This is a genomic window from Psychrobacter sp. CX16, assembly GCF_057396245.1.
Window position 1 is genome coordinate 1 of the sequence record NZ_JBXYJF010000037.1, and the last position, 26,189, is coordinate 26,189.

The following is a 26,189-nucleotide window of genomic DNA, read 5'->3' on the forward strand; positions in this document are numbered from 1 at the left end:
CCCCTGAGAACGGATTAAGCAAAGCACTGCTTTGCCCGTTCGCAAGGCGAGAGCTGTGCTCGAGTGAGGCTGATGCTAAAATCGCCCCAGACGTTGTTGCAAACCTAGTCAAGGTCTAGACATTAACGACGGTTTACGCCTAGTCTGAAACAATTTTAGCTATCAGCAGTGCTAATTTGCGAATGTTCCACACGCCCTAGTATATTGCTCACTGACTTTTAATCTACAAATATCACTTAACTATAAATAACTATAAATCATCCTGATTGGTAGCGACCAATAGCTGTGAATACGGATGCTGCGGATTGTCAAATAACTGCTTACTACTTGCATATTCAACGCACTCCCCTGCTCGCAGTACCATAATATGCTGACATAAAGCCCGTACTAATTTCAGGTCATGGCTAATAAACAAGTAACTGATATTAAATTGTGCCTGAATGTCGCGTAGTAATTGCACAATAGCCACTTGAGTGCTGCTATCAAGTGCAGAGGTAGGTTCATCCAGAATAATAACTTGCGGACGCATAATTAGTGCTCTTGCCAGAGCCACACGCTGACGTTGACCGCCAGATAACTCATGTGGATAGCGGTGTACAAAGTTGTCAGGCAAATGTACCGTTCTTAAAGCGTCTAATACCGCTTGGCTGCGCTGCTGTTTGTTGACACCTTGTACCAGCAGTCCCTCCTCAATAATTTGCATGACATTAAATCGAGGATTGATGCTAGCAAAGGGGTCTTGAAACACCATCTGGATATGTGAGCGAAAATCACGTAGCTTCGATTTGCTTAGGCTATTTATATCAGTGCCATTAATATCAATTTTACCGGTCACTTTGGCCTGATGACTCAATAATCGAGATAATGCCAATGCTAAGGTCGTCTTACCTGAGCCGGACTCACCGACAATACCTAGTGACATGCCTTGCACTAAAATGAAGCTGATATTATTGACAGCGTGCATCCACTGACTTACCCCGCCAAAGAGTGACTTTTTAGCAGGAAAGGCCACTGATAGATTTTGTACTCTGATGGCGACTTTAGATGCTGTGTCCGTGCGGATAGGTAGCGGCTGACCAAAAACTTGGTTAATCAGCGACTTAGTATATTCACTTTGCGGATTGGCAAACAGCGCATCACTGTCGCCTTGCTCAATAACCTGACCTTGACGCATAACAATAATCTGATTGCTATAACGGCGCACTAGATTTAAGTCATGGCTAATCAGCAGCATTGCCATACCGTGCTGCTTTTTGAGTCTATCAAGCAGCTGTAATATCTCGTGTTGCAGACTCACATCTAGTGCAGTGGTCGGCTCATCGGCTATTAGAATATCGGGGTTTTGTGCCAATGCCATCGCAATCATCACCCGCTGACGCTGCCCACCTGACAGCTCATGTGGATAACGATTAAGCTTCGCTGCAGCATCTTTAATATTAACATCGGCTAACAGCTCAAGGATGCGTGGCTTAATTTCTGACTTTGCCACACCGGCTACACGCAGACTCTCAGCAATCTGCTTGTCTATGGTATGTAGCGGATTAAGCGCCGTCATCGGCTCTTGAAACACCATAGCTATCTTATTACCGCGAATAGCCTTAAATACTTTTTCTCGATTAATGATGTTTTTTGTATTGTCGTTTGGGTGCTGACTGATCGGCAATTCGCCAGCACCTTGCAGATGCACCTCTGCTTGTACCATGAGACCTTCTGGCAACAGCCCTAAAATAGCTAAACTCGATAGGGATTTACCTGAGCCTGACTCACCCACTATCGCTAATGTCTCACCTCGGCGAATTTGGTATGAGAGGCTATCCACTAAGCTTAGCGTATCAGCTTTAATAGATAAATGATTAACACAAATGACAGGCTCAGCATCATGATTAGCACTAGACTGAGGCATGTTTTGATTAAACTGAGGCTGAGCATTGGTATCAGACATAGGGGCATTCTCATATAAAAAGCGTGCGGTAGAATCGTTTAATAAGCGTCATACCGGTCGCTTTAATTTATCTCAAATCACTTGATAAGCCTAGTGGTGCTTTCATTTAATATAAATGAAATTGGTAATATAAATGAAATTAGCTTTCTCTTAAATGCTGAGCAGATAAAAATTTATCGACGACTTTATATTGGCCTGACGTCGTCTCCTCACCATACATGGCCTGTCTAAAGGCATTCGAATCCTCAATGCCAGAGGTGTACCATGCGATGTGCTTACGCGCAATTCGGCAGCCTGAGTATTCCCCATAAAAGGCATACAGATCTTCAAGATGGGTTAATACGATTTCTCTTAATTGATCGATATCAGGCGCATCTAACGTCTCGCCTATCTGCAGATAATGGGCAATATCTCGAAATAGCCACGGCTGACCTTGTGCGGCACGCCCTATCATAATCGCATCACAGCCAGTTTTGTTATAGACCTCAATCGCCTTCTGCGGGCTATCGATATCGCCATTAGCAATAACAGGAATATTAACCAGTTCTTTTACTTCACGAATAAGCTCATAACGCGCCTGTCCGCCATATTTATCTTCACGCGTACGACCATGAATGGCAATAGCAGCAATGCCGGCTTCTTCGGCACGCTTGGCAACTCTTAAAATATTTTCTTGACCGTTTTCATAACCCAAACGTGTTTTTAAGGTAACTGGCGCATCGACAGCCGCAACAGTGGCATCAAGCAAACGGGCGACCAAGTCTTCATCTTTGAGCAGCGCAGAACCTGCCAGCTTGCGGCATACCTTTTTGGCAGGGCAGCCCATATTGATATCAATAATTTGTGCTCCGTTATTGACCTGATAACGAGCCGCTTCTGCTAATTTATCGACATCGGCACCAGCAATTTGTGCTGATATTGGTGCTATCTCGCCATCAAAATTGGCTCTAAACAGCGACTTTTTGTGCGCATAAAGCGTGGTATCTGCTGTCATCATTTCACTGACTGCGTGACCGGCACCAAATGATTTGCACAGTCGGCGAAAAGGATTGTCTGTCACCCCCGCCATCGGTGCCACCATCAGCCGGTTTTTAATCTCAAGCCCGCCTATATATAGCGGCTGTAATAATGGATGCTGAGTTTCGCTTTGGGTATCTGTTGGATTCGAGGTCATGTGCCACTCAATAGCTAAATTAGTAAATATAGTCGGTGAGCTACTAAACGGTTACGGCGTTAACCTTGATAAGCCTACACTTATCGTACTTGCGCTCGCTTACCTTGTAACCATTTTAGACTTATCTGACTATAGCAATAAAATATTTACCCTTGAGGATAAATACCTAAAAACCTAAAAGGCCTGCCCTCTAAAGGACAAGCCCGTATTGTAAAGACTCGCTATCAAAACTCAAGTTAAAATAGAGTCTATCGAGATATTAGAGATAATTGTTGCCTATCAGAACACGATTATTCAATTGCTTCAGAAAGCTGCTCAGCTTGTTTAGCAAGTTCAGCCATATCTGCTTGACCGTTTGCGTGTTTACCAAGCTCATGAATACTCGATGGAATCAGGTGCACGTGGTAATGAAAGACGGTTTGACCAGCTTCTGCGCCATTTAATTGCATCTGTACAATGCCTTCTCGATTAAACACTTGACGCTGAGCTTGCATGACTTTTTTTGCAGTCATTAATACAGCACTGGCATATTCAGGCTCTAATTGACTTAAATCCACCGCTTGTTGTTTTGGAATCACCAATACATGACCTTTAGCCTGAGGCATAATATCCATAAAGGCGAGGGTTTTATCATCTTCATATACCTTATGGCAAGGAATATCGCCTTTTAGCATTTTAGCAAATACATTATTTTCATCATAAGTTTGTGTTGTCATTGTTAAATCCTTATTTGTATATCATTCACGCTTTTAGAGACGTTAAACTTGTGTCATGAACTAGGAGTAGTTGAGCTTCTTCTTCCGTTATTCAACACTAGCCTATTCAAACTTGCAAGTTTTTAAGTGCCACGTTGTTAGGTTGCAAAATTGCATGGTTGCTAGCTTGTTAGGCTGTTTAGTCAAATCATGGTACATGAGTTATCTTAAGTATAAACCAAAAAAGACTGCTCGCTAGCAGTCTTCTAAGATACATTATAGAGTATATTAAAACGTCATCTCATTTAAGCGTCGTTTGAACTTGTTAAATATTTATAATCCAACTGACGTACTATAGGTAAATCATTATCAGTAAAACAACCCATTACGCCCCAATTTAATTAAAATAATATATTGAGTAGTAAGAAGGCGACACTGGCTATGACCGCGGCTACAGGTAAGGTCAACACCCATGCCATAGCGATAGGACGCATTAGACCCCAGTTTGCATTGTGATTGACAAGACCAATACCCAGTACAGCCCCAACTAAAATATGGGTACTTGAAACCGGTAAGCCCAATAGTGACGCACCCATTACTACCGCTGCGGCTGATAACTCAGCTGAAAAGCCCGAAGCTGGATGCATTTTTGTTAAATTGGTACCGACCGTTTGAATTACCTCTTTACCGATGAACCAAAGCCCTACTATTAAAGCCACACCAAATGTTATCATCGCCAAAGTTGGCACTGCCGCCTGTTGATTCATTGCTCCCGTTTTTAGGACATCTATAATAGCAGCAAAAGGACCGATAGCATTAGCAATATCGTTTGACCCATGACTAAAGGCAAATCCAGCCGCTGTAAACACCTGCATCCAGCTAAACAAAATGAACGTCGCTTTAGGCAAATTTTTATTATTATTCTCAAGAGACTTGGCATAGATGAATACTGCCATCCAAATAATGGCAGCAACCATACCCATAATCAAAAAGTTATTTAAAGTAGTGAGACCTAAATGTAGGTTTTTAAGTCCTTTAAATAAGAGCATTGAGCTAATAATTGCTCCCCCAAATGCCGCAACTAATGGCACCCATGTTTGTAATGCCTTGAACGCGTCTACTTCATAGCGCTCACGCTCAATTTGATAAATCTTTTTATAGTAGTCAGACTCTAAATCTTCTTCACTAATATTTTCCTCTTGATAGGCTTGCGCATCGCGCGCAAGAGAGCTGGTGTACGCCAGTTTTTGCATTTCAGTTAAGTTTTCAAAGGCGGTTTTATCCTGTTGTTTCACTAACTGCTTTTTTTCATGCAACCGCTTTAAAACTTCTGCCGCAGAATCGTTATAGCTTAGAATATATTTTTTGATCTGATAAAATAAAGCATAGGACACTGCCCCACCTAGCAAAGGTGACAACACCCATGACACGGCAATAAGCCCAATTTTATCCCATTTTACGGTTTGAACAGACCCATTGAACCCAGCTAAGGTAAATCCGAGTACCATGGAAGCACCCACTAAGCCACCAATAATGGCATGCGTGGTAGACACTGGCCAACCTTTCCTAGTCGCAATTAATAACCAAATTGCGGCCGCCAATAACGCTGACATCATCAAAAAAACAAACTGCATAGGCTCAATGGTCAACCCATTGAGATCAACAATCCCTTTACGAATGGTATCAGTGACCTCACCACCTGCAATGACTGCGCCACTGACCTCAAAAACGGCTGCCACCCCTAGTGCTTGGGGTATGGTTAATGTACCCGCACCTACCGATGTACCAAAAGAGTTTGCAACATCGTTACCACCGATATTGAATGCCATAAATACGCCAAACAAAGTGGCGGTTATAAATATGACAGGATAATTATTGGTATACTCTAATCCCCACCAGATAAAGTAGGCTGTGGTTACCGTCAATAATAAAGCGAATATGATATTAACCTTAGGTGAGCCTACCTCTACAATCTCATTGTCCTTAGCATCGGCTTTCATATAATTCCCCAATTCTAGTTTTTATTATTTGTGTTGAATTACTGACTCGATTTAACACGCTTCACTATGTCAAAGTCTTATTAAGTTTTAATGACATTTTATAGTTTAACTTCTTAATAAATGTTGATAGTTTCGAGAGAGGGTTTTTAAGGCTATGAGGCAGTAATACAGATGAGAGAGCGTATGATTTATTAAATCTTTTGAATGATAGTTTACGACAATAAAAAAGGACCGCATAGTTGCGGTCCTTATTAAAGAAATCTTATTAATTAAATATCAATAAATTGCTTATTGAATGATACTTTTTTGGTTTAATAGCCTTAGAACACTCGGTTTAATCCATTAAGAGCTGCTACACGGTAAGCTTCTGCCATCGTTGGGTAGTTAAAGGTAGTATTTACAAAGTATTCCAACGTGTTATTAGACTTCATAACCGCTTGTCCAATATGAATAATCTCTGACGCATGGTTACCATAACAATGGATACCTAGAATTTCTAACGTCTCACGGTGGAATAATATTTTTAATACCCCAGTACGCTCACCGATAATTTGAGCACGCGCTAGATGCTTAAAGAATGCCTGACCAACTTCATAAGGTACTTTCTCATCGGTTAACTCTTGCTCAGTCTTGCCAATACTAGAGATTTCAGGAATGGTATAAATACCAGTTGGTACGCTAGATACCGGTTCAGCATCTTCATCGCCTACCATAAAGGCAGCGGCACAGCGGCCTTGGTCATAAGCAGCAGATGCAAGCGATGGCCAACCAATCACATCACCAGCAGCATAAATATTATCAACTTCTGTACGATAAGTATCATCAACTTTTAACTGACCACGGTTATTGGCTTTTAGACCAATGGCATCTAAGTTCAAGCTTTCTGTATTACCTGAACGGCCGTTTGACCAAAGAATAGCGTCTGATTTGATGCGTTTACCGCTCTTTAAATGTAGAACCACATAATCATCAAAAGTCTCTAGCTTCTCGATTTCTTCATTATGACGAACCAACACACCAAACTGTCTAAAGTCGTGCGCTAGAGCATCACTAATCTCTTTGTCCAGATAGCTTAAGAGCTCATCATGGTTGTTAATCAGATCAACTTTGTAGCCAAGACCGGTGAAGATTGACGCATATTCACAGCCAATCACGCCAGCACCATAAATGATGATTTTTTTGACCACATAATCCATCTGAAGGATTTTGTCAGAATCAAACACCCGTGGGTGATCAAAGTCTAATAAGTCTGGGTGATATGGGCGGCTACCAACGGTGATAATCGCCTTATTAAAAGTGATTGTCTCGTAGCCCATCCCATCGCCCAATTCAATATTAAGCGTGTGTTTGTCGACGAAGCTTGCCCAACCGTGACGCACTTCGATTTGGTTACGCTCATAAAAACGGGTATGGGTTTCAACTTGACTACGCACCACTTTACGGGCTTTGGTCAATACTTTATTCAGCGGTACTTGGTAATAATCAAGACCTTGTGAAAATAAAGGGTCACGGCGATAGTTAATTAAGTTGAATACCGACTGACGCAGTGCTTTACTTGGAATGGTACCCACATGCGCCGAGTTACCACCGACTTGGGTACGCGGATCAACCACAACCACTTTTTTACCAGATTTAGCAAGCTTCATCGCTGCGGCTTCACCGGCAGGACCGGCACCAATCACGACCGCATCATATTCAAAGTCATGCTTGTCGTTTTTGATGCGTTCAGAATCGCGTGTAAAACCTGAATTGATACGAATACGATCGTTATCAAGCGGACTAATAAGATTAGGATGAAATAGATTATCGCCTAAAGAACCTTTACTACCGACTTTTGCTTTCGTCGCCTCTGGCGTTGTACTTGGCGCGCTACCACTGTCTTGATTAGACACTTCGCTATCCTCTTTTTTGTCACCACTTTTGATATCGTTGGTTTCGTCGCCTTTCTGTTTTTTAGACATACCATCCTCTTATTGTTATAAATAGGGTTTGTGACATTATATCAATTTTGTGCTTCTAGGTCAGCGTAAGCGGCCACTTATAACGTATATTACACGTTACAATGCCTCACTATGACCACAAATAATCTTTTATTAAGGGTTTAACCAATACGGCGTTTTAGGCCAGTAATTTGTAAAATACGAGTTGCAATCTCTTCAACTGACATCTCTGAGACATTGAGGCTTGGAATACTTTGGGTCATATAAATTGCCTGAATCGCACGCTGCTCTTCTTCGCACTGCTTATAACTGGCATAGCGACTACCGGCTCGGCGTTCTTGACGAATCTTTTGCAAACGCTCAGTATCAATTATTAAGCCAAATAGCTTACCGCGGTGAGGCTGTAGTGCTTTTGGTAACTGATTATCAAACAAATCATCTTCGGTTAGTGGGTAGTTGGCCGCTCGAATACCAAATTGCAGCGCTAAATATAAAGACGTTGGCGTTTTACCTGAACGTGATACACCAATTAGGATAATATCTGCCATATCATAATGACGGGTACGCGCCCCATCGTCGTTGTCTAACGCAAAATGCACGGCATCAATACGTGATTTATAGGTTTCAGAATCCACATCATCATGGGCATGCCCTGAATGACCATCCGGCTCTACCCCAATCTCATCGGTAATACGCCCAATTAACCCCTCATACATATCCAAATTACAGGCCTGAGCAGAATTAATCACTTCGCGAATTTCTGAATCAACAATAGTATCGAAGACCAGCGGTAGGATACCGGTTTCTTGATAGGCCTTGTTAATATGCGCAACGGCTGCCTGTGCCATCTCAATGCTATCTACATAAGGAATAACACGGGTTTCAAACGGCACGCTTGCAAATTGACTTAGAATTGATCGGCCCAAAGTTTCTGCGGTAATCGCTGTACCATCTGAGATAAAAAAGGCCACTCGAATCACTTGAGGCTTATCAACAGCAAGGGCACTGCGGTTTTGAATTGTGGGTTTGGCAGACAAGGTATTGATGAGATTATCCATAAAAATCCTTAGCAGGCGTATATCTTATATAGAGGCTTAATGGCTCAATAGGCATAAGTCATTAAACTAGAAGAGGAGAGTAGCCGGACTCAATCAGTATTAACAAAGACATGACAACATATCAGGAACACCGAATAAGCCGATAAAAATAATGGTTCTATGGTAACAAATTATGCCCCTTTAAGGTGTTTAAGAAGCATAACTATTTATACGCCTTTATCAGCAATGAGCCTAATTTTGTTTATCAATCCTATTTTTATGACCTACGACTTTACAGCACAAAATAACTATTGCTACAATCATATTTGCCTTTAACTGATTCTACTATGGTTATTTAACAGGTCCATATTGTAAAAATAGAACCATAAATAAAACAGCTTATGATTAAATTTATTTCACAAATTTAATTTTTTATTTAACTAAATCAATTGAAAACTAACTATAAATAAAATAAATACGATGTATTCAGCAAATAATTAGTGCTTTTTGGTTAAGGCGTTACCTATCCTAAATTGCCCCCTCTTCATTTTGCGGCGTGGACTCACAAATCAGTTCAATGTTATAGTCGCATCACATCCAATTACCGTAGATGGCAACCGTAAGGTCTTCTCGTTTTTACGATGTCTATATTTTTAAGAGGCCTTACTTAAAAAATGAGGTCATCTAAAATTTATGGCTCGTTCGTATAATCGTGCACACCTATACACAAACGACTTAAATAGCGGTATAATTTAGAAAAATAACCTTATTTCCTGGAGTTATCATGACAGCACCGCAAGTTATTACCCTTGACAAGTTAGGCAAAAACGACGTCGATAAAGTCGGCGGTAAAAATGCCTCGTTAGGCGAAATGATTAGCCACTTATCAGACCTTGGGGTTAGTGTTCCTGGCGGTTTTGCAACCACAGCCGACGCATTTAATAACTTTCTGACTGAAACAGGCTTATTAGACAAAATCAATGATGAGCTTAAAAACTTAGATGTTGAAGATGTTAACAAACTGACAGAAACTGGTGAAAAAATCCGTAACTGGATTATCGAGCAAGAATTGCCTGAATCACTAGAAAAAGAAATCCGTGAAGCGTTTGAAATCATGAGCGGCGGCGAAGACATCGCTGTTGCGGTGCGGTCATCTGCTACTGCAGAAGACTTACCAGATGCCTCATTTGCTGGTCAGCAAGAGACTTACTTAAACATCCGCGGTATTGATAACGTCTTAATCGCTATTAAAGAAGTATTCTCATCCCTATATAACGACCGCGCTATTGCATATCGTGTTCACCAAGGTTTTGAGCATGCAGGCGTTGCCCTATCTGCTGGTATTCAGCGTATGGTTCGTTCAGAAACGGGCGCAGCCGGTGTTATGTTCACACTAGATACAGAAAGTGGCTTTGATGAAGTCGTATTCATCACCTCAAGCTATGGTCTTGGTGAAATGGTTGTACAGGGTGCGGTTAACCCAGACGAATTCTATCTATCTAAAGAGCTGCTTAAAGAAGGCAGACCTGCTGTTATCCGCCGTAACTTAGGCAGCAAGCATCAAAAAATGGTATATGGCGATGAAGGTAGCACCACTCGCTCAGTGAAGACCGTTGATGTTGAAAAAGAAGAGCGCAACCAGTTCTCATTAAACACTGAAGAGTTAACCGAACTTGCTAAGCAAGCGTTAACCATCGAGAAGCATTACGGTCAAGCAATGGACATCGAATGGGCGAAAGATGGCGATACCAATGAGTTATTTATCGTTCAAGCCCGTCCTGAGACTGTTAAGAGCCGTCAAGACCGCAACGTTATGGAACGTTACTTAATCCAAAGTGAAGGCGCTAAAATCCTTTGTGAAGGTCGTTCAATCGGTCAACGTGTTGGCTCAGGTAAAGTACGTGTTGTTAATAGCATCCACGAAATGGACAAAGTTCAAGTCGGTGACGTACTTGTGTCTGACATGACTGACCCAGATTGGGAACCAGTTATGAAGCGCGCTTCTGCGATTATCACCAACCGTGGTGGTCGTACTTGTCACGCAGCGATTATCGCTCGTGAGCTTGGCGTACCCGCTATCGTTGGTTGTGGTAATGCGACTGAAGTCTTGTCTGATGGTCAAGAAGTCACCGCATCTTGTGCGGAAGGTGACGGCGGCTTTATCTATGAAGGTCTATTAGACTTTGAAGTGAAGAGCAGCTCTATCGACGCTATGCCAGAGCTTCCATTTAAGATTATGATGAACGTTGGTAACCCAGATCGTGCGTTCTCATTTACACAAATTCCAAACGCTGGTGTTGGTCTTGCGCGTCTAGAGTTCATCATCAACCGTATGATTGGTGTGCATCCTAAAGCACTATTGAATATGAACACGCTACCACGTGAAGTGTCTCAAGCGATTAAAGAGCGTATCGCAGGCTATGCGTCTCCAGTAGATTTCTATGTAGACAAATTGGTTGAAGGTATCTCAACGCTAGCAGTTGCATTCAAGAGCCAGCCAGTTATCGTTCGTATGTCTGACTTTAAGTCTAACGAATATGCAAACTTAATCGGTGGTAAGCTGTATGAGCCATCAGAAGAAAACCCAATGCTTGGTTTCCGTGGTGCAAGCCGCTATGTATCTGAAAATTTCCGTGACTGTTTTGACCTTGAGTGTCGTGCATTAAAACGCGTTCGTGATGACATGGGCTTAACCAACGTTAAGATTATGATTCCATTCGTACGTACCACTGATGAAGCGCGTCAAGTGATTGAAATCTTAGAAAGCAACGGTCTAAAACGTGGTGAAAATGGTCTAGAGCTTATCATGATGTGTGAGCTTCCAACCAACGCCCTATTAGCTGACGAATTCTTAGAGTACTTCGATGGCTTCTCAATTGGCTCTAACGATTTAACTCAGTTAACACTAGGTCTAGATCGTGACTCAGGTATCGTCTCTCATCTATTTGATGAGCGTGATCCTGCAGTTAAGAAACTGCTTTCACTAGCTATCGCAGCTTGCCGTAAGCAAGGTAAATATGTCGGTATCTGTGGTCAAGGCCCATCAGATCATCCAGATTTAGCTTACTGGTTAATGGAGCAAGGTATTGACTCAGTGTCTCTAAACCCGGATTCTGTTCTTGATACTTGGATGTTCTTAGCAGACGATACCAATGCAAATGGCTAGTAACTAATAGTAATAGTATTAGTAGCTATTCGCCTTCTCATTAAGCAGTGAAATAACAGTAGCTGCTTGAGATAGCATTTAAATGATTATGAGCAGAGCAATACTTTGTTTTAATCATTGCAGCGGCCACAATGATAAGATGATTATCGTTGTGGTCGCTGTTTTTTATGCCTACTTAATTAAGATCTATCTTCATGCTATCTAATAACTTATAGACTCTTTAATCGCTACCCGCTTGTTTTATCGGTTTATGCCCTCACTTGTTATAATAGAGTTAACGCATTTTTACGTATCGATAAAGATAACGTTTAGAGCGGCACTTATTATTAAGATAATGCTGAATGACTCAGCTTAACGTACAATAAAAGCACTATATTAGACACATTAAAAAAGGTTATCGCGTCAATGAAGATCTTTCTTGCAAGAAATCAGGTCCAAGCTGGACCTTACACCCTAGAAGAGCTCAATAGCATGCTTGCTACCGGTCAGGTTGAATTGAGCGACTTAATGTGGCATGAAGGCATGGCACAGTGGCAAACCGTTGGTGAGATGACCAATGGACTGATGCACTATACTCCCCACGGCAGCAGTGCTACGCCTACTACAGATAGCGACTCTAAACGAGTCAGCGTTGCGGATCTGTATGGCAAAAAAGAGCCCACAGCACCCACGCAGTCACCTGCATCAAGTCGTTCGCCTTTTAAAATTGGTAATAAGCCAGTGAAAACCACTAAGGCAGGCAAGCTTGCGGTCAAAGACGGTCCGTTTGAGCTTGCCTCTATTAGCAGCCGTATTGTGGCGGTAATTATTGATCAGGCTTTAGCCCTATTATGTTTGGTGCCGCTATTATCAGGGCTAAACTTCGATATGGACAAACTGAGTGCCGCTGCACAAGACCCTGCACTGTTGGGTCAACTTGCTGAATCTGTGCCTTCCCATTTAGCGCTGCTGTCTGCACTTTTATTGCTAGCATTATTCTTTGTACAAATATTTATGCTGATAAAACGTGGTCAAAGCATCGGTAAGCTAATCACTGGCGTGCGTATTTTGGATGTAAAAAGCCGAAAATTGCCCTCTATCACCAATCTAATTTTGATGCGTACTTTATTGACCAATTTGGCATATAACATCCCAACCATTGGTCAAGTTATTTTGGTTGTAGATTTTGTGATGATGATTGCCAATAAGAAGCGCCGTAGTTTGCATGATAAAATAGCCAAAACTATCGTGGTAAAAGCGGAACCTTCACAATTAGATAAGAAGTAAACAGGGTATAATGTGGTTAATTCTATTTAGGCCTTAGTTTTCATTGTATTAACCGCCATAATTTGTTAAAATTATCCGCTTTAATTTGCACACAAATATAATATTCCAAATTTGTGTTACTGGCGTCACACCCCCTAGTCATCACTGCGATAGGTTAAACCCTTCGAATATGAATAGTGAGTTATTTGCTAGATCGGCTGCTCTAGTAGTGACCTTGCCAAATAGTTAATATCCTTTAATTTGATTATCTGATATTCACTATTGCTAACTTAAGTTAGCCAATGGATAGTCTCAGATCCATAATGGCTAAAGTAGGCAAGCTTAGTATCAATGACTCTTGATTTGATTTATAAGTTTTGTGTAATTTTATAAATACAATTTTGCGTCAATTAGTTTTTGCTATAAACTATTGATTTTTATATTCATCAGTATTTAATACTGAGTCCTAATTTAGTAATTAAACTCTACCAAGGAGACATCTGTGGCTAACACTGCACAAGCTCGTAAACGCGCTCGTCAAAATAACACTCGTCGTCAGCACGCTGCTTCACAGCGTTCAATGATCCGTACTTACATGAAAAAAGTAGATGCAGCTATCGCATCTGGCGATTATGATGCGGCTACTGAAGCTTATAACAAAGCTGTACCTGTTATCGATCGTATGGCTGACAAAGGCGTTATCCATAAGAACAAAGCAGCTCGTCGTAAGAGCCGTTATAACAAAGCAATCAAAGCACTTAAAGCTTAATTGACTTAAGATTGCTATTTAATCAGTCATTGTTATTAACACACTGATTGATTAAAGACCAAAGAAAGCCCCTGATACTCAGTATCAGGGGCTTTCTTTATAGATGGCGTTTAATTTAATAGACTTGATTTTATAATTAAGAACTAAGGCACTATCAGCTGTGATGTTGGTACGCTAAAGGTCTGACCGCGCCAAATAAAGTTTGCAGTGGCTTGCTCAAATGACTTATCATCAAACCATAAGAACACCCCTTCCATCATCTTAGGCCAGTCATCCCAAGTTATACCTTGATTCTGCATCATCACACCCAAAAAGGCAGCTAATAATGTATCGTGGCTAACAGCCAATGACAGATGCCCAGGCTTAGGCTGTGAGTCATATAAAAGCGATAAGATATCTAACCCACCTTGCTTAGCAACTTTGGTGCTGGTCAACTCATCTCTTAAAAACGAATTGATAAAGTTCAACGCACCAATTTCTTTAAAAACCTCATTGGCTTCAATCGCATCAGTCACCAGACTACCCGGCTCAACCAATAACGATTGAGGCATAATCGGGTTATCAACCCCTGCGCCCTCTTGCATTAGCTTTGCAGTATCTATGCAGCGCCCAATGGGGCTGGCGATACTGTGCGTATCTAACGAGTATGGTAGATTATCAGAGAGCCATCGCCCCCATGAACGTGCCAGTACCCTGCCCTTTGGTGTTAATGGCAAATCGTAACTGGCAAAGCCTTGCCCATTTGAGCGCTCACGCAAAGAGTGCCGAGTAAATAAAAGCAGACGCTCATTGTTATTAGGCAAGTGCTTGACCGAACGAATCATACTCTCAGGCAAATGCGAAGGCGCAGGTGCTAAACGGAAGGAGCCAAGCTTAGACTGCGCTCTATCGCTATTGGCCTCCGTGTTATCACCTATACCACTGCTTTGCTGATTACTTGGCTCTAATGCGCGCTGTGTGTCGTTAATTGTCACTGTATTTGACACCTCTGCTTTATTTTTCATAGGCCAGCTCTATCAAACCTCAACCACTTTTGACCAGTCAAATGCCAGTTCAGTGCTACTCACCTCACCTGGATAAGCACGCGGATTGACCACTACTCGAGTATTACCCTCAACATAATCAAATGCTTCATGCGTATGACCATGTACCCACAGTTTCGGTGCCCATGATTTGCGCATCCAGTGGCTAAAATCAGTGACAAATGCAGCGTTACTTGGCATACCAGCATATTTGGGAGAGACCGATTTTGGGCTAACGCTATGGTGACTCATGACCACCACTGTTTTACCCTCCTCATACGCATCTATCAGCGCTTGCTTAAGCCATGCTCTATGCTTTGCGTGTATTTGCATTGATATCTCTGGCGTAAACAGCTGATCACCGGCTCTAATTTGACGGTAATCTCGCATAAATGACATGACTGAGTCTCGGGTTTCCTCAGTGGCATCATACTGATAATCGGTCCATAAGGTGCAGCCTAAGATACGCACCTCATCAATATCGAATTGACGACACTGTAGTACTCTCAAACCTTTAAAAGTATCCTTATCAAAGTTATCCCACCTCAATAGTCGCTGATCAAAGTTCAGAATATCTTCTGAGAAATACTCGTGATTACCAGCAATAGTTAGCAGCGGCTTGTTATTGATGCGAGCCTGTTCTTGTAACCAAACCATACCCGAATCACTATTTGCGGTATCGCCGGCTACCAAGATAATATCTGCATCCGTCTGAGGAATATTACCCAGAGGCTGCTGTCTTTTTGAATAGCTATCAATATGAAGGTCACTTAATATTTGTAGTTTCATAATCTCTTATCAATAAACATGAATAGTGAGGTATTGTGCTATCTTTTATTGTTATTACGCCTGCAAGCTCTGCAAGATGCTCAGCATCTTATCGGTTGGTGATGCTGCTTGGGTAATAGAGCGGCCAATAACCAAATAATCAGCGCCGTTTTGCATCGCTTGCTGCGGCGTACAGATACGTTTTTGGTCATCTGTTGAATCTTCTAAGGTGCGTATACCCGGTGTGATTAACTGAAACTCTTGACCACAAAGTACTTTTAGTCGAGTTGCTTCTTGCGCTGAACACACTACACCATCTAGTCCAGCTTCTTTAGTCAATAGTGCTAGTCGTTCGACTTGCTCATTAACTGGGGTATTAATACCCAGTTGATACAGCCCTTCCTCGCCCATTGAGGTCAATACTGTGACCGCTATCAATAAGGTATCGTAACCGGCATCCACCAACCGCTGCTTAGCCGCTGACATCGCCTCTAGACCAGCACTTGCATGCACATTGACCATCCAGACGCCCATATCTGCCGCTGCTAATACCGCCTGCGCCGTGGTGTTTGGGATATCGTGGAATTTTAAGTCCAAAAAGACCTCAAAACCTCGGTTATGCAGCTCGTTAATAATCTGAGGACCACAACGGGTAAACAACTCTTTACCGACTTTAACGCGGCAATACTTTGGATCAAGCTGATCAGCCAAGCTTAGGGCATCATTCAAAGATGCTTTATCCAAAGCCACCACGATTGGAGAATCTGGCGTAATTAATCGCGCGGTATTGTGCTGAACTGACTGCGGCTGATTCTGAGTCACATTGCCTCCCAAGCATATAAAATAGATATACCGCCCTAATAATTGACGGTCTTATTAAACTAATACGATACAATAGGTCAATAGACTCATTGATGTCGCACCCAACTGATATAGTATATAGGACGGCCCTTAAAAGCGCTAAATTTATGCTCAAACGATTACAAATTAAAGATATAAAAAAACGACCAAGTTGGTCGTTTTAATTCTAATAGCGTATTGCCGGTGATCCTACCTAGATAATTGTCCTACCTAGATAACCAAATATCTATAGTCGTGTGTTACGGTCTGCAACTGGAGCAGCCGCATCTTTGTTTTGTGAGTCAACAAAAACCGTATGATCAACAGTAGCGCCATTGGCTTGACGGTCGATAGCAATCGTCGCTTGTCTTAACTCTTCTTGTAGACGCTTATTTTCTTTATTTAAGCGGTTAATTTCCCATTTGTTCTGTAATACTTTAAACAGAAGCAGCGCCAATAACATACCAATAATCACACCCAGTGCGATACATAAGATAAGCAATAGACCTAAGTTCATCGCAGGTGATTGAGTAAATAGAAGGTTTACCGCAACTTCACTACCGTTGACCAGTACTAGACCTAGAGCGTAACCAAAAATCAGAAATAATAAGATAATTAAAATAAAGCGCATAGTAGCCTCAAAGTGATAACAAATTTTAAAGAAGTTTTTAATATAAAAACAGCTGATAATAAAGAGATTATAGCGGTTTATTAAGCGCAGCTGCTAGTATTCATTTAAACGAGCCTGATAAACGCAGTCCTAGCTTCTATTAAGCGACAGACAATTTGCCTTTTTAAAGCCTCAAAACACACTTATTATTAACCACAACGCTTAATTTATCGCTTAAAAATCACCTCAACCCTAACAGGATTAAAAGTAAGTGTTATCAAGGACACATTTTTTTGATACTATGCCAGTTATTTTATAATAACTATACCCACATATATTTAGGATTTACGCAAAAATTTACACCAAGAGTCAAAAGGTTTTATAACTGACTCAACAGGGTAAACGCTGTCTTTAGTACCAACTACTATAGCGACTGTCGTCAGATAAATAAATAATGATTCGTCATCATTTATGTTGATTTTGTGCAAGTCCAATATGAATACCCAGACAACACACGTTGTCTGTTAACAGACATCATATCTCGAACCTTAAGGACTAATTATGAGTTTATTTATTCAAGCAGCCCATGCTGCTCCTGAAGCGGCTGGCGGCCCTGCCATGATTATGCAGTGGATATTCCCACTGGCTATTTTTGCGATTTTCTACTTCTTAGTGATTCGTCCACAGTCTAAACGTGCAAAAGAGCACCGCAACATGGTGAACTCTTTAACGGTTGGCAACGAAGTTATCTTCGCAGGCGGCCTAATGGGCAAAATTAAGTCAATCGATGGTGATTATGCGGTTGTGAGTCTAAATGACAGAAACGAAGTAATGGTGCAGCGCGCCTCTGTAATCTCAGTATTACCGAATGGCACTATGGACGGCTTGAAATAACGGCTTCGCATAACTTTGAATAATCCAAGAGTTGGGCTGATAGGGTTCTCCTTTGGCTTGGTTTTTGGATTATATTATTTTAATCAACTTAATTTAGAGTGCGCACCCACATAAAACCAGATGTTGCCTTTATGTGACGCCAAGATAGCTTATAGACAGCTTATGTGCAGTGGATGCCAATTATAGAGATGATGTTATTTGCTTCATTTAATAACATACATCGCCGCAGACTCCCTGGCATAATGCTACCCTAGCCTATCAATAACACTCTACTGTTTACCTTCCCTCAAGTGAAGAAGCGACTATGCATTACCCTGCCTGGAAATATTTCTTAATCGTCATCGTACTCATCATTGCTGGGCTTTATGCTCTGCCAAATTTATATCCTGATGAGCCTGCGGTGCAAGTTACCAGTGCCTCAGCAGGTACTGAATTGACTGAAGATGTACTAGAACAATCAAAACAACTTCTTGATGAATCGGGTATCGAATACCACGATTCTACCTTTGCTGACAACAGCGCGCTGTTGCGTCTAAAAAATGGCGAAGCTCAGTTAAAAGCGCAAGAGGTTTTACGCCAACAACTTGGTGACGACTATGTGGTTGCGTTAAACCTAGCGCAAACGACACCAGACTGGCTACGTAGCATCGGTGCTAAGCCTCTAAAGCTTGGCTTAGATTTACGTGGTGGGGTGCGCTTTGTGCTTGAAGTGGACATGAACAAAGCCCTTGAGCAGCGTCTAAAAAGTGCCAGTAGCGAGATTCGTAGCACCCTTCGTGGTGAGCGTATTCCTGTAAAAGGTATTAACGTTGTGCAGCAAGGCCTCCTACTACACTTTAAAGACACTGAGACACGTGATGCCGCTCAGCGTGTATTACAGGGTCCTCAGCCTCAAGGTGCACAGTTTGATATCCAAGCAATGATGGATGATCAAGGCCCTGCGTTAAGCCTCAATTATAACGAGACTACCTTAAACGAGATTAACGAATATGCCGTAGGTCAAAACTTAACGACCCTACGTAACCGTATCGCTGAACTTGGTGTTTCTGAAGCCTTAGTTCAGTCTCAAGGTAGTAACCGTATCGTTGTTGAATTACCTGGTGTTCAAGATACTGCAGAAGCGAAGCGTGTGTTAGGTCGTACGGCGAACCTAGAGTTCCGTTTGGTAGCAGATGAAAATGCCACCTATGCTGGTGGTATCCCACCTGCAGGTACTGAAGCGTTCCCATATATGACGTTAGATGGCCCGCCATCTTTATTAAACCGTCAGCCTATTTTGACTGGTGATAAAGTTCAAGGTGCGACCTCTGGTCTTGATGAAAATGGGTCTCCAGAGGTAAACATCACCCTAGATACTGCGGGTGGTAAATTGATGCAAAACGCCACTAAGGCTGCTGTTGGTAAGCAAATGGCGGTATTGTTTATTGAAAACAAACAGCGTGTGACCTATGACGAAGACCCAGAAACGGGCGAAGTTATTGAAACACGTACCCCTTATGCTGAAACCAAAATTATCAGTCAAGCGAATATCCAAGCAGTATTAGGCTCATCATTCCGTATTACTGGTCTTAATAGTAATGCTGAAGCAGCTGAGCTTGCTTTGTTACTTCGCTCTGGTGCGCTTGCTGCGCCGATGTACTTTGTGGAGGAGCGAACCATTGGTCCATCACTGGGTCAGCAAAATATTGATGACGGTCTATTCTCTACGCAAGTTGGCTATCTATTAGTCTTTGTGTTTATGATTGTTTTCTATCGTCTATTTGGCGTTGTTGCGAACATCGCCTTGGCATTTAACTTAATTATTATGATTGCAGTATTATCGATTCTTGGTGCAGCGTTAACGCTACCAGGTATTGCTGGTATTGTATTGACCATTGGTATGGCGGTTGATGCCAACGTACTGATTTTCGAGCGTATTCGAGAGGAGTTATCAGAGGGAGCAAGGCCAAAGTCTGCTATTGTTGCCGGTTTTGATCGCGCCTTTAGTAGTATTTTTGATGGTAACATCACCACGCTATTGGTCGCCATTATTCTATTCTCAATTGGTTCTGGCCCAATCAAAGGGTTCTCTATTACCCTAGCCATTGGTATTCTAAGCTCGCTGTTCACGGCTATTATCGTAACGCGTGCGTTAGTTCATCTGATTTATGGTACTCGTAAATCTGTTAAATCATTGAGCATAGGTTAGGAGAGAATCATGGCTAATAATACCCCGAACGATAATCCAAACAACAACAAGACGCCTGACAGCTCAACACCTGCCTATATCGAAGGTGGCCGCCCTCGTAAGAAGCGTGGGCCTCGCCGAAATGCTACTGGTAATGCACCTCGCCGCCTTGCATCTGATAATGCACCAGAAGCCTCAACAGAGCTTACGGCTACTGACTTAGATACCTCGGATGCTTATGAAGATGCGGCCGCCCTGTCTGAAGGCGGTATTAAAGCGGTTGGTGATAAACGTATTATCCCGTTTATGAAGCTTGAAAAACCCATGGCAATCTTCTCGATTATCATGATTTTAGTCAGCTTAGGCGCTCTATTCGTTAATGGTTTAAATTTAGGTCTAGATTTTACTGGCGGTGTGTCTGCCGATGTGACCTACCAGCAGCCTGTTGAACAAACAGAAGTAATTGAAACCTTAGAAGATGCTGGTTTTGATGATGCTGTGGTTCAGTATGTGGGCGGTACTACTGAGTTATTGGTTCGTCTGCCGCCACAGTCTGATAACGTAGAGGGTTTGAACGAGAGTTTAAAACAGGCGCTTGCTCTGCCAGACAATGCCGCTGAAATCAGTAGCGTAAATATTATTGGTAGTCAAGTTGGTGGCGAAGTTTATATCAGTTCTATGATTGCTATCTTGACCTCTCTTGCTATGATGATGTTATACGTGGGCGTACGCTTCCAGTTCAAATTAGCACTGGGCGCTCTGTTGGCCCTATTTCATGATGCCATCGTGACACTGGGTATTTTTGCATTATTCCAGTTCCCATTTGACTTAACCGTATTGGCCGCTATCCTAGCGCTGATTGGTTATTCATTGAACGATACCATCGTGGTCTATGACCGTATTCGTGAGAACTTCAGACGGGTCCGCGGGGCAACCTCAAGACAAATCATTGACCTGTCTTTGACCGAGACGCTACGCCGTACCATTATGACCGTATCAACAGTATTGGTTGTGGTATTGGCCATGTTGTTCCTAGGTGGTGCAGGTCTGTTCTGGTTCTCAGTGGCCTTCTTTATTGGTCTAATTGCCGGTACCTATTCATCAACGTACATCTCAAGCAGTATCCCATTATCAATGGGTCTATCGCGTGATGACTTCGTGGTGAAAGTGAAACCTGAATTTCAAGAAGAAGTGGTCAGCTTTAACGACCCAAAGTCATTTGAAGACTAATCTGAGCAACCAAAGACAACTACACTCTTATACAGTCGTATGAAACAATAAAAAGCACCTTAGGGTGCTTTTTATTGTTTGTCGGTTTGGTATCACTACGAGCCTTTTGCTTTTTCACGTCAATAATAACAAAGTCGTATAATCATGAGTCAATCTACTACTACACCTACTGCTCCGCTCGATTTAAGCTACCGTCATATTATTGCAATTGCAGCGCCGGTCCTTGTCGCTAATTTAGCAATGCCGTTTCAGGGCGCTATTGATGTGGGCGTGGTGGGTCATTTTGACAGCTCTTATTATCTTGCCGGACTTGGTATCGCCTCGCAGCTGTGGCTATTAATATTGGTCAGTTTTAACTTCTTGCAATATGCCTCATCTGGATTATCCGCTCAAGCACTGGGTCGTCAGTCGACATCTAGTGGCAATATCACAGAGCTTGCTGGTATTCTTTATCGCTCGCTTGGTTTAGCAGTCATATTGAGCCTTATACTGTGGCTATTTAAGCCGCTGATTATCAGTTATGGGCTTGTTTTACTTGGTGCACAGCCTGCAAGCAGTGAGGCCGCTCAGACGTATCTGACGACCCGCTACTACGGCATTGTCTTTGAGCTTATGAACTATGCCTTTATTGGCTGGTTTGCGGGTCAAGGCAAGACTAAGCAGATGATGATGGTGCAGCTGCTTATTTCAGTAATTAATATTATTCTAACCTTAAGCTTTGTTTATGACCTCGATATGGGACTGCAAGGCGTTGCTTTGGGCACAGTAATCGGTTATGCCTTTGGCTGTCTAACAGCGGCTCTACTTGCTCGCCAGCACATGCGTCAAATGTCACAGCAGCAAGATATTAATACCAAACCCTCATACGATAAGCCGCTCGGCTTTAAACAGCGATTGCTCGATGTGTATGCGGTAGATAAGATGCTCAGCTTATTTTCATTAAACAAAGACATCTTTATCCGAACGATACTACTCACATTAAGCTTTGCTTGGATTACCAGACTGTCCGCGCAGCAAGGCGACTTAGTCATGGCAACCAATGCGGTTTTATTACAAGTATTAAGTATTTCTGCCTTTGCTTTAGACGGGGTAGCCGTAGCTGCCGAGAGCTTATCAGGGCAAGCGGCAGCACGTAAACAAGGTCATACTTATTTTACAGTTGCGGTAAAGCGTACGGGTATCATGGTATTTTGGTTAGCCATGGGCTTATGCATAGTTTGGCTGTTTGCCCTACCCACTTTTTTAAAAATTATGACCGATTTACCGCAAGTTAATGCGTTAGCATTAGATTATCGCTATATTGCGACCTTATTACCTCTTATTGGTGCAGGGGCTTATTGGCTAGATGGGGTGATGTTTGGATTAACCGCAGGAGCCAAGATTCGCCAAGTAGCGGTAATCGTCGCATCAATATTCTTCCCACTTACCTACGTCATCTATGAAGTGTATGGCAGTCAGTATGCTATGCCAGTTATTTGGTTTAGTGTGTACTGGTTACTGCTGTCCCGCTTTGCCGTTGCGGCTTTTGTCTTGTGGCGTAATCAAGATAAATTACTTGAAAACACTTGAAAACACTTGAAAGCTTGGTAAATCTATTTGCCATTAATAGAACATATTGGCTCAATTTAGATTGTCCCTTATTTTGAAATATAAACAGGTTAAAATATCTAGAGAATAGTTCATTGAAAAATTATACGTCCATTTTAAAGACATCAAAACGATAATAAACTTTCATCAGTCATAGCTTTTAGGCTATATAGGACATAAAAATGTCAGATTCTCCTGAAAAACTTCCCTTTAAACTGATACCTATTCTGCTTTCTCTTGCGGTTGGTTTTATCATTTGGTACGTGATACCCACCCCTGAAGGTGTCAGCGACAATGCTTGGCATCTATTGGCATTATTTGTCGCTACCATTGTGGCCATTATTGGTAAAGCCTTGCCTATTGGAGCATTGGCTATTATTGCTATTACATTGGTCGCTATTACCGGTGTCACCGCGGAAACGCCAAAAGAGGCAATGCAACACGCTTTATCGAGCTTCTCAAGCCCTCTTATTTGGTTAATCGGTATCGCGGTGATGATATCGCGTGGTCTGATCAAAACAGGTTTGGGCTCACGTATTGCTTATTACTTTATTTCAGTCTTTGGTAAGAAGACCTTAGGTATTGGCTATTCATTGGCTGCAGCAGAGCTGATGATTGCGCCTATTACACCCTCGAACACAGCACGGGGTGGCGGTATTATCCACCCTATCATGCGCTCTATTGCAATGAGCTTTCACTCAACACCGGAAGAGGGCACGCAAAACAAGATTGGCCGCTATCTGGCAATGGTCAATTTCCATGCCAACCCGATTACCTCTGGTATGTTTATTACCGCCACCGCGCCCAACCCTTTGGTCGTTGACTTAGTGAGCCAAGCCACCGGTAGTGATATTCATCTGTCTTGGACAACCTGGGCGTTGGCGATGTTTGTGCCAGGTGTGCTTTGTATTTTAGTGATGCCTTTGGTCATCTATATGATTTATCCGCCTGAAGTAAAACAGACACCGGATGCTAGAGACTATGCTAAAGAGAACTTAGCCAAGCTTGGTCATGTCACCACGCAAGAGAAAATCATGCTTGCGGTCTTCTTGTTAATGCTGATGCTTTGGGCAAATATTCCCGCCATGATTTTCGGTGATCAGTTTGCGTTTGATGCGACAGCGACTGCCTTTTTAGGCTTATCTATATTGTTACTAACTGGCGTATTAACTTGGCAGGATGTGTTAAAAGAGAAGTCTGCTTGGGATACCATCGTTTGGTTCGGTGCCCTAGTTATGATGGCCAATTACCTTAATAAACTGGGTCTGATTGAATGGTTCTCGCACAGTATTGAGTCTGCGATTGGTGTGACCGGCGTCGGCTGGATGGGTGCGGTTGCTATATTGACGCTGGTGTATCTATACATGCATTACTTATTTGCCAGTACCACTGCCCACGTTACCGCTATGTTTGCCGCCTTTTATGCAGTTGGATTAACGCTCGGTGCACCGCCACTGCTATATGCTCTCATTCTAGCTGCTGCGGGTAACATCATGATGACCTTGACCCATTATGCGACAGGTACGGCGCCCGTTATTTTCAACTCAGGCTATACCACACTGCGTGAATGGTGGACCATTGGCTTTATCATGAGTGTGGTCAACTTAGTTATCTGGATTGGCTCGGGTCTTATTTGGTGGAAAGTGCTTGGTTATTATTAATAGTAGATATCCCTGCCCTTTATAATTTTAGTTTTTGGTGTAATGGACAAAATTCAGGCTAAAAACGAGCGGTTAGTCTCTAATGGACAAAATTCAGGCTACCCTTCAGAGTATGTCATTAAAAAGTTGTGGTGTAATGGACAAAATTCAGGCTAAAAACGAGCGGTTAGTCTCTAATGGACAAAATTCAGGCTACCCTTCAGAGTATGTCATTAAAAAGTTGTTAATAAACTTAAGCTTACGTTGTTTATTAAGCCCATTATGACTACTTAATTGTCGTTTTAACTCGCTAAACAAACCTTCTAGAGAATTAGTTGTATTTGGAATGTTTAAGTCATCTAATTCTCTATAAGTGAATAACCAATCACTATTTACTCGCAAGCTTCTATAAGCACTTCTAAGACGCTTATGGGTGTACCAAGTCTTACCAGTATCTATATTGGTACTACGCTCATTTAAGTAGTCCTCATGAGTCAAATACCAGCTATCTAGAGCTTGAATGAAGGTTGTCTTATCATAATCGTTTATATTTAAAGCTAGCTGTCTAAGGGCAATACTTGCGATATTTTGAGGCCTACGAGTTAAGTATCGAGTGATGATCTGTAGCTGATGAAACTGGCACATTTGTATCGGTATATCTTTAAACAAAGCATTAAGACCTCGTCTTCCATCGCAAGTAATGCTAGTGATATCAATGCCTTGTGATTTTATATGCTCTATTCCCAGTTTATACAGAGCGTTGGTCTCATAGTGAATAATACGGTGGTGTAATACCGCTTTGCTTGTATAGTCGAGAAATACCATTAAGCCAAATGTTCTACCAAAGTAGGTCGTGTCCATCACTATGTTGGCACGAGTAGGTAGCTTATTAAGTGACTTTATCTCAATAGTATCTAGTCGCCTTTGTATGGTCTTTATACTACAGCCATACTTATGAGCAAGTTGTTTATAAGTCTGTTTACCTTGAGTATATTCTTGCCACAAAGTTGTATTATTAAGCCGCCTGCCACCTAAAAACTGCCGATTACAAACAAGGCATTTGTACTGCTGTTTCCCTGATTTATAACCATTCTTTTTAGTGTGTTTTTCACTACAAAAAGGGCAGTTTTTTGATTCATGGCTTTCAATCCTTGCAAATACTTATAGTATATAGCTTTAAAGGGGGTGTCAGCCTGAATTTTGTCCATTACACCTAGTTTTTCAAAAAAAAGCCACCGTTCTAACAGAACGGTGGCTTTTTAACTTGTTCTGTCCCGTCCTAAAATAAGTTTACGAAAAGGAAGCTTATAAATGGACAAAGCAGAAAGATCAAGGATTAAACGAACACAGAAAGATTACACACTCGGCTTTAAATTAGCTATTGTAGAGCAAGTAGAAAAAGGCGACATGACCTACAAACAAGCCCAAAAGCACTATGGCATACAAGGACGTAGTACCGTCCT

20 protein-coding genes and 1 pseudogene are annotated in these 26,189 nt (G+C 42.0%); 10 read left to right on the forward strand and 11 right to left on the reverse strand.

The genetic code is table 11. The features are described 5' to 3' along the window. Positions 1–250: 250 nt before the first annotated feature. Both AC2SLM_RS11565 and dusB read right to left on the reverse strand, forming a co-directional pair. A complete protein-coding gene (locus tag AC2SLM_RS11565; RefSeq protein WP_486554000.1) occupies positions 251–1,942 on the reverse strand; it encodes a dipeptide ABC transporter ATP-binding protein in 1,692 nt (563 codons plus the stop codon). Positions 1,943–2,081: 139 nt separating this feature from the next. Next, complete coding sequence (gene dusB, locus AC2SLM_RS11570) at positions 2,082–3,116, reverse strand: tRNA dihydrouridine synthase DusB (RefSeq protein ID WP_486554002.1); 1,035 nt, start codon at positions 3,114–3,116, stop codon at positions 2,082–2,084. On the opposite strand from dusB, the gene AC2SLM_RS11575 reads away from it, so the two are divergent. After that, positions 3,115–3,294, forward strand: a complete 180-nt coding sequence (locus AC2SLM_RS11575; RefSeq protein WP_486554004.1) for a hypothetical protein — start codon at positions 3,115–3,117, stop codon at positions 3,292–3,294. The genes dusB and AC2SLM_RS11575 overlap by 2 nt on opposite strands. A gap of 112 nt (positions 3,295–3,406) precedes the next feature. Here AC2SLM_RS11575 and AC2SLM_RS11580 read toward each other — a convergent pair whose 3' ends face one another. The 4 genes from AC2SLM_RS11580 to ppsR form a co-directional block, all read right to left on the reverse strand. Beyond that, on the reverse strand, positions 3,407–3,832 hold the full coding sequence (locus tag AC2SLM_RS11580; protein ID WP_486554006.1) for an HIT family protein: 426 nt from the start codon (positions 3,830–3,832) through the stop codon (positions 3,407–3,409). Positions 3,833–4,212: 380 nt separating this feature from the next. Continuing rightward, a complete protein-coding gene (locus tag AC2SLM_RS11585; RefSeq protein WP_486540677.1) occupies positions 4,213–5,811 on the reverse strand; it encodes an inorganic phosphate transporter in 1,599 nt (532 codons plus the stop codon). A gap of 320 nt (positions 5,812–6,131) precedes the next feature. Then, positions 6,132–7,772 (reverse strand): Si-specific NAD(P)(+) transhydrogenase, encoded by a 1,641-nt coding sequence (sthA, locus tag AC2SLM_RS11590; RefSeq protein WP_486540679.1) that lies wholly within the window; start codon positions 7,770–7,772, stop codon positions 6,132–6,134. A gap of 140 nt (positions 7,773–7,912) precedes the next feature. Next, the gene (ppsR, locus tag AC2SLM_RS11595; protein ID WP_486540681.1) at positions 7,913–8,809 is read right to left on the reverse strand and encodes a posphoenolpyruvate synthetase regulatory kinase/phosphorylase PpsR; all 897 of its coding nucleotides are present in this window, start codon (positions 8,807–8,809) and stop codon (positions 7,913–7,915) included. Positions 8,810–9,572: 763 nt separating this feature from the next. Here ppsR and ppsA point away from each other — a divergent pair. From ppsA to rpsT, 3 genes are all read left to right on the forward strand, one after another. After that, positions 9,573–11,954 carry a phosphoenolpyruvate synthase gene (gene ppsA, locus AC2SLM_RS11600; RefSeq protein ID WP_486554007.1) on the forward strand — a complete coding sequence of 794 codons (2,382 nt, stop codon included), beginning with the start codon at positions 9,573–9,575 and terminating at the stop codon, positions 11,952–11,954. 405 nt (positions 11,955–12,359) lie between these two features. Next, complete coding sequence (locus AC2SLM_RS11605) at positions 12,360–13,220, forward strand: RDD family protein (protein WP_486554009.1); 861 nt, start codon at positions 12,360–12,362, stop codon at positions 13,218–13,220. Between the two features lie 481 nt (positions 13,221–13,701). Next, positions 13,702–13,968 carry a 30S ribosomal protein S20 gene (gene rpsT, locus AC2SLM_RS11610; protein ID WP_486540687.1) on the forward strand — a complete coding sequence of 89 codons (267 nt, stop codon included), beginning with the start codon at positions 13,702–13,704 and terminating at the stop codon, positions 13,966–13,968. Positions 13,969–14,111: 143 nt separating this feature from the next. Here rpsT and AC2SLM_RS11615 read toward each other — a convergent pair whose 3' ends face one another. From AC2SLM_RS11615 to AC2SLM_RS11630, 4 genes are all read right to left on the reverse strand, one after another. Then, positions 14,112–14,792 carry a histidine phosphatase family protein gene (locus AC2SLM_RS11615; RefSeq protein ID WP_486554022.1) on the reverse strand — a complete coding sequence of 227 codons (681 nt, stop codon included), beginning with the start codon at positions 14,790–14,792 and terminating at the stop codon, positions 14,112–14,114. A gap of 192 nt (positions 14,793–14,984) precedes the next feature. Beyond that, entirely contained in the window at positions 14,985–15,779 is a 795-nt protein-coding gene (locus AC2SLM_RS11620) for a metallophosphoesterase (protein ID WP_486554011.1), read from the reverse strand. 54 nt (positions 15,780–15,833) lie between these two features. Then, a complete protein-coding gene (pyrF, locus tag AC2SLM_RS11625; RefSeq protein WP_486554024.1) occupies positions 15,834–16,532 on the reverse strand; it encodes an orotidine-5'-phosphate decarboxylase in 699 nt (232 codons plus the stop codon). A 313-nt stretch (positions 16,533–16,845) separates the two neighbouring features. Then, positions 16,846–17,229 carry a LapA family protein gene (locus tag AC2SLM_RS11630; protein WP_486554012.1) on the reverse strand — a complete coding sequence of 128 codons (384 nt, stop codon included), beginning with the start codon at positions 17,227–17,229 and terminating at the stop codon, positions 16,846–16,848. A 540-nt stretch (positions 17,230–17,769) separates the two neighbouring features. Here AC2SLM_RS11630 and yajC point away from each other — a divergent pair. The 5 genes from yajC to AC2SLM_RS11655 all read left to right on the forward strand — a co-directional run bounded on the left by yajC (position 17,770) and on the right by AC2SLM_RS11655 (position 24,747). Then, entirely contained in the window at positions 17,770–18,102 is a 333-nt protein-coding gene (gene yajC / locus AC2SLM_RS11635; RefSeq protein ID WP_486540693.1) for a preprotein translocase subunit YajC, read from the forward strand. A gap of 304 nt (positions 18,103–18,406) precedes the next feature. After that, positions 18,407–20,290 (forward strand): protein translocase subunit SecD, encoded by a 1,884-nt coding sequence (secD, locus tag AC2SLM_RS11640; RefSeq protein ID WP_486554014.1) that lies wholly within the window; start codon positions 18,407–18,409, stop codon positions 20,288–20,290. 9 nt (positions 20,291–20,299) lie between these two features. After that, positions 20,300–21,499: a protein translocase subunit SecF gene (secF, locus tag AC2SLM_RS11645; RefSeq protein WP_486554016.1), complete on the forward strand. Its 1,200-nt coding sequence runs from the start codon at positions 20,300–20,302 to the stop codon at positions 21,497–21,499. Between the two features lie 144 nt (positions 21,500–21,643). After that, a complete protein-coding gene (locus AC2SLM_RS11650) occupies positions 21,644–23,068 on the forward strand; it encodes an MATE family efflux transporter (RefSeq protein ID WP_486554018.1) in 1,425 nt (474 codons plus the stop codon). Positions 23,069–23,268: 200 nt separating this feature from the next. Continuing rightward, a complete protein-coding gene (locus AC2SLM_RS11655; protein ID WP_486554020.1) occupies positions 23,269–24,747 on the forward strand; it encodes an anion permease in 1,479 nt (492 codons plus the stop codon). Between the two features lie 192 nt (positions 24,748–24,939). On the opposite strand, the gene AC2SLM_RS11660 is transcribed toward AC2SLM_RS11655, so the two are convergent. Next, positions 24,940–25,875, reverse strand: a complete 936-nt coding sequence (locus AC2SLM_RS11660) for an IS256 family transposase, variant Zn-binding type (protein ID WP_486554025.1) — start codon at positions 25,873–25,875, stop codon at positions 24,940–24,942. 162 nt (positions 25,876–26,037) lie between these two features. Here AC2SLM_RS11660 and AC2SLM_RS11665 point away from each other — a divergent pair. Beyond that, positions 26,038–26,189 (forward strand): annotated as a pseudogene (locus AC2SLM_RS11665) (IS3 family transposase); the annotation flags it as partial.

Coding starts and splice junctions, on each gene's coding strand:
- AC2SLM_RS11575 (WP_486554004.1), top strand. CDS start 3,115: ATGTGCCACTCAATAGCTAAATTAGTAAATATAGTCGGTGAGCTACTA.
- ppsR (WP_486540681.1), bottom strand. CDS start 8,809: ATGGATAATCTCATCAATACCTTGTCTGCCAAACCCACAATTCAAAAC.
- AC2SLM_RS11630 (WP_486554012.1), bottom strand. CDS start 17,229: ATGCGCTTTATTTTAATTATCTTATTATTTCTGATTTTTGGTTACGCT.
- AC2SLM_RS11565 (WP_486554000.1), bottom strand. CDS start 1,942: ATGTCTGATACCAATGCTCAGCCTCAGTTTAATCAAAACATGCCTCAG.
- secF (WP_486554016.1), top strand. CDS start 20,300: ATGGCTAATAATACCCCGAACGATAATCCAAACAACAACAAGACGCCT.
- secD (WP_486554014.1), top strand. CDS start 18,407: ATGCATTACCCTGCCTGGAAATATTTCTTAATCGTCATCGTACTCATC.
- AC2SLM_RS11605 (WP_486554009.1), top strand. CDS start 12,360: ATGAAGATCTTTCTTGCAAGAAATCAGGTCCAAGCTGGACCTTACACC.
- yajC (WP_486540693.1), top strand. CDS start 17,770: ATGAGTTTATTTATTCAAGCAGCCCATGCTGCTCCTGAAGCGGCTGGC.
- AC2SLM_RS11655 (WP_486554020.1), top strand. CDS start 23,269: ATGTCAGATTCTCCTGAAAAACTTCCCTTTAAACTGATACCTATTCTG.
- ppsA (WP_486554007.1), top strand. CDS start 9,573: ATGACAGCACCGCAAGTTATTACCCTTGACAAGTTAGGCAAAAACGAC.
- AC2SLM_RS11615 (WP_486554022.1), bottom strand. CDS start 14,792: ATGATTCGTTCGGTCAAGCACTTGCCTAATAACAATGAGCGTCTGCTT.
- dusB (WP_486554002.1), bottom strand. CDS start 3,116: ATGACCTCGAATCCAACAGATACCCAAAGCGAAACTCAGCATCCATTA.
- AC2SLM_RS11650 (WP_486554018.1), top strand. CDS start 21,644: ATGAGTCAATCTACTACTACACCTACTGCTCCGCTCGATTTAAGCTAC.
- sthA (WP_486540679.1), bottom strand. CDS start 7,772: ATGTCTAAAAAACAGAAAGGCGACGAAACCAACGATATCAAAAGTGGT.
- AC2SLM_RS11580 (WP_486554006.1), bottom strand. CDS start 3,832: ATGACAACACAAACTTATGATGAAAATAATGTATTTGCTAAAATGCTA.
- AC2SLM_RS11620 (WP_486554011.1), bottom strand. CDS start 15,779: ATGAAACTACAAATATTAAGTGACCTTCATATTGATAGCTATTCAAAA.
- AC2SLM_RS11585 (WP_486540677.1), bottom strand. CDS start 5,811: ATGAAAGCCGATGCTAAGGACAATGAGATTGTAGAGGTAGGCTCACCT.